Here is a 3,930-nt window from a genome sequence, read left to right as displayed (position 1 = left end):
ATGCCGTCGCGCGGGCGCAGCGAAATCGTCGCGCCCGTGTCGAGCGAACGACCGGGCACCGCGCTCAGATCGACGTGCTGCGCGACCACCGCGATCAGCACGCGGATCTGCAGCAGCGCGGTCTGATAGCCGATGCACTTGCGCATCCCGCCGCCGAACGGAAAGTACGCGTACTTGTGCCGCGTCGGCGCGTGCGATCCGAAGTTCTCCGGATCGAATGCGTCCGGGTTGGCCCACAGCGCCGGATGACGATGCGTGACGTACGGCGACATGAATACCGACGAACCGGCCGGCACGTGATAGCCGCCGATCTCGTCGTCGTCGACCAGATCGCGCGTGAAGCCCCAGATCGGCGGATAGAGCCGCAGGATCTCGTCGACGGTCTGCACCAGATACGGCAGGCGCGCGATGTCGTCTGCCGTGGGCGCGCGACCGCCGAGCACCGCATCGAGCTCCTCGCGCAGCCGCCGCAGCACGTCCGGATGCTGCGCGAGCGCATAGAGCCCCCACGCCATCCCGCTGCCGGTCGTTTCGTGGCCGGCCAGGAACACCGTCATCACCTCGTCGTGCACCTCGCGCTCGGTCAGCGGCGCGCCCGTGTCGGGGTCGCGCGCGGCGAGCAGCAGCGCGATCACGTCGCTCGTGTCGCAGCGTCCCGCGCGATGCTCGGCGACGATCGCATCGACGATCGTGTCGATCCCGCGGCGCGCGCGTGCGATCCGGCGGTTGAACGGCGTCGGCATCCAGCGCGGCACGAAATCGTTCATGTTGCCCTGCGGCATCATCGCCTCGATGCCGAAGCGCACCGCCGGCCCGACCTCGTCCGCGTGCCGCGAGATGTCCGCGTTGAACAGCATCAACCCGAGCATGCGCAGGCTCACGCGCATCATCTCCTCGACGGCGTCGAACGGCGCGTGCGCGGGCCGCTTCAGCCAGCGCTCGACGAGCGCGAGCGCCGCGTCGCCGACGGCGGCCGTATGCGCTTCCACCTGCTTGCGGTGAAAGAGCGGCTGCACGACGCGCCGGTGACGTCGCCAGAACTCGCCGTCCGTCGTCAGCAGTCCGTCGCCGAAGAACATCTTGAAGTTGTCGTAGAAGCGGCCGCGCACGTAGTTGCGGTGATTGTCCTGCAGCACGTGCTGGACGCCGTCCGGATGCGCGAGCGCATGCGTGAGAAACGGGCCCAGCCGGTTGCGGGCGATGTCGCCGTACTGCTGCTGCAGCTTCAGCAGCATCGTGACGGGATTGCGCTTGTATTCCGCGAGATTGCCCATCACGACGCTGCCGCGCGGGCCGGGCGCGAGACGCTTCGTGCTCATGCCGACACCTGTTCGGAAGCCGCGGGCGCGGCGAGCCGCGCATCGATCTCGCCGCGCGTGGCGAACGCGCCGGTCACGCGGTGCACGTAGCCGGTCACGATGCCCGTCACGTCGCGCATCTGCATCACGATGCGGCCGTCCGGGCGCACCGCGACGAACCGGTTGCCGCTGCTCGCCGGCCCTTCGAGCGCGAAGGCGCGCGGCGTCACGCGCAGCGCGATCGACGCATGGCGCGCCGCCAGCTCGCAGTCGTTGCCGGCTTCGTACAGGTCGATGCGGCCGATCGACATCGGCGCCGCGAGCGGGATGTAGTCGCCGGCGACATGATCGAGCGCCGCCACGCGTGCAAGACCGTCGAGCAGGATGCTCGGCACCACGAAGCGCGAGAACACCGGATCGCCGTCCGGTACGTTCAGCCGGAAGCGCGCCTGCTTGCCCGTTTCGCTCATGCCGGTGTCGGTCGTCGACACGAACATGCCGGTCAGTCTCACCGGCGCCGCGTCGAAGTGATACGGATCGGCGACGGGCACAAACGTCCCGCCCGGCGGTTCGCTCCACACCGGTGCCGGCGCGTAGGCCGCGGCCAGGCGCACGGTGATCTCGAAGTGCGGCTTGTCGCGCACGAGCACCTGGCCGCCGGGCGCCAGCACGTCGCCGGAGATCCGCACGTGCACGAGCACGGCGTCGCCGTCGCGCGCGGCGATGCGCGCGTGGATGCGCTTCGCGCTCGGCCGCTTCGCATCGTAGACGCGCAGGAAGTGCAGGAACGCCGCGTCCGCGAATCCGACGACCTTGAGCCCCGGCACGAGCCGCAGCGCGGCCTCGGCGGCCACTTCGGGCACGAACGTGCCCGGCAGCGTCGGAAAACCGTTGACGACGTGATGCTGCAGATACGCATCGCGCTCGAGATCGAACACGCGCTCGAAGCTCACGCTGTCGCCGGTGCGCGCCAGCTCGCGGCCGAGATAGAAATCCGGCTCGCGCGGCGTGGCGACGTGCGGCGCCGCTTCCGCTTCGTCGAGTTCGAAGTAGCCGGGCAGGTGCGTCTCGATCGCCCGTCGCTCGGCCTCGCCCAGATGCACGGACATCGCCGCGCGCTCGCCGAGACCGAGTTCGCGCATGAAATGATGCTGCCCTTCCGCGGTGCGCATGCTCGTGAACAGTCCGCTCTTCTCGAGAAACGCGCGCGTGACCGGATTCGAGCCGAGCCCCACCGAGCGCCACAGCGTCCAGCCAATCGTGAATTCGTCGTGGCCGAGCGCCGCGCGGTGATACGACGCCTGCGTGTTCAGGAAGTCGTTGCCCGACGCGTAGTCGGTTTCGCCGGCCTGGCCCGTCAGGCCGATGAACGACCCGAAGTTGCACCACAGGCGCGGCTGCCGGTCGCCGAACGCGCCGCGCAGGTTCCAGTAGCCGCGCACCTTGATGTCGCGCACCGCGACGAAATCGTCCAGCGACTTCACGAGCACCGATGCGGAACGGTTCAGTCCGGCCGCGTTGACCAGCAGGTCGACGCGCGGTTCGCGCGCGAGAATCGTGTCGATGGCCGTGCGCACGCTGCCGGGGTCCATCACGTCGGCGCGCAGGTATGTCACGCGATGCGCGCCGCAGAAGGCGCGCATCGCCTCGATGTTCATGCACGCCGTGCGCGCGTCGGCACGCCGCTCGAACGCGCGGATGATCGCCGGCAGCGGCTGCTCCGGATGCCGTGCCTTCTGCTGGCGAATGTAATCGGGGCGGGTCTTCGCGAACGCTTCGTCGTCCATCGCGAGCAGGTCCGCGTCGACCTCGTCGAGCGCGCTGCTGCCGATCAGGTACAGCGTCGGGCGCACGTGCGCGGCCAGCGTCTTCATCAGCTCGCCGGTGATCCCGCGTGCGCCGCCGACCGCGACGACGACCGCGTCGGGCCCGAGCGCCAGGCGCTCGTCCGCGCGCAGCTCGCCCGCGTCCTCGATCACGCGCGGCGTGCGGCGACGCCCGCCGCCCAGCGCGACGACCGGCAGCCAGTGACGCGCGCCGCTTTCACGCTCGGCGTCGCGCAGCGCATCGGGCAGCGAGCGGGCATCGGTCAGCACGGCCACCGGGCGCGCTTCCGGCATCTCGATCGCCAGCGCCTTCACGAGACCGGTGTAGAGCCCGGCATCCGGATGCGGCACCTCGCCCGCGAGCGCATCGAGCAGCAGCGCGACGAAGCTGCCGTCGCGCTTGAGTGCCGCATGGCAACGCTTGATCGCGAGGAACGCGAGATCGTGCAGCGCGAGCCGCGCGGGCGCGGCCGGCGCCGCGGTGCCCGAGGCGAGCGTGCCGGCATCGAGCGACGTCAGCACGCGCACGTGGCCGATGTCGTCGGGCAGCCCGTCGAGCACGGTTTCGTCGATTCGCTCGATCCAGTGCCAGCCCGGCCGGCTCGCGGCGAACGGACGCGTCGACAACACCACGCAGCCGGGGCCCGGATCGGCCTGTGCCGCGAGCGCTTCCGGCAGGTCGGTGACGATCACGCAACGCGGCGCGATGAACGGCGTCGATCGTCCCGCGGGCCGCCACGGCGCATCGCGCCATTCGATCCGGTATCGTGCGACGCCGAGCGGCTCGCCGTCGGCCGCGACGCCGA

Annotated in this window: 2 protein-coding genes; both read right to left on the bottom strand. The window is 70.5% G+C overall.

The genetic code is table 11. The annotated features are described in order from the left end of the window. Positions 1–1,319: cytochrome P450 (locus tag G3N62_RS34630; protein ID WP_206141499.1), on the bottom strand; the 1,319-nt coding region annotated here is incomplete at its 3' end. After that, on the bottom strand, positions 1,316–3,930 hold a 2,615-nt coding region (locus G3N62_RS34625; protein WP_206141498.1), incomplete at its 5' end, for an SDR family NAD(P)-dependent oxidoreductase. The genes G3N62_RS34625 and G3N62_RS34630, both read right to left, overlap by 4 nt.

The organism is Burkholderia sp. Tr-20355, assembly GCF_017104685.1.
Lineage (GTDB): Bacteria > Pseudomonadota > Gammaproteobacteria > Burkholderiales > Burkholderiaceae > Burkholderia > Burkholderia seminalis.
Note: the sequence above shows the minus strand (reverse complement) of the source record. Positions and strands in the feature narration are given on the sequence as shown.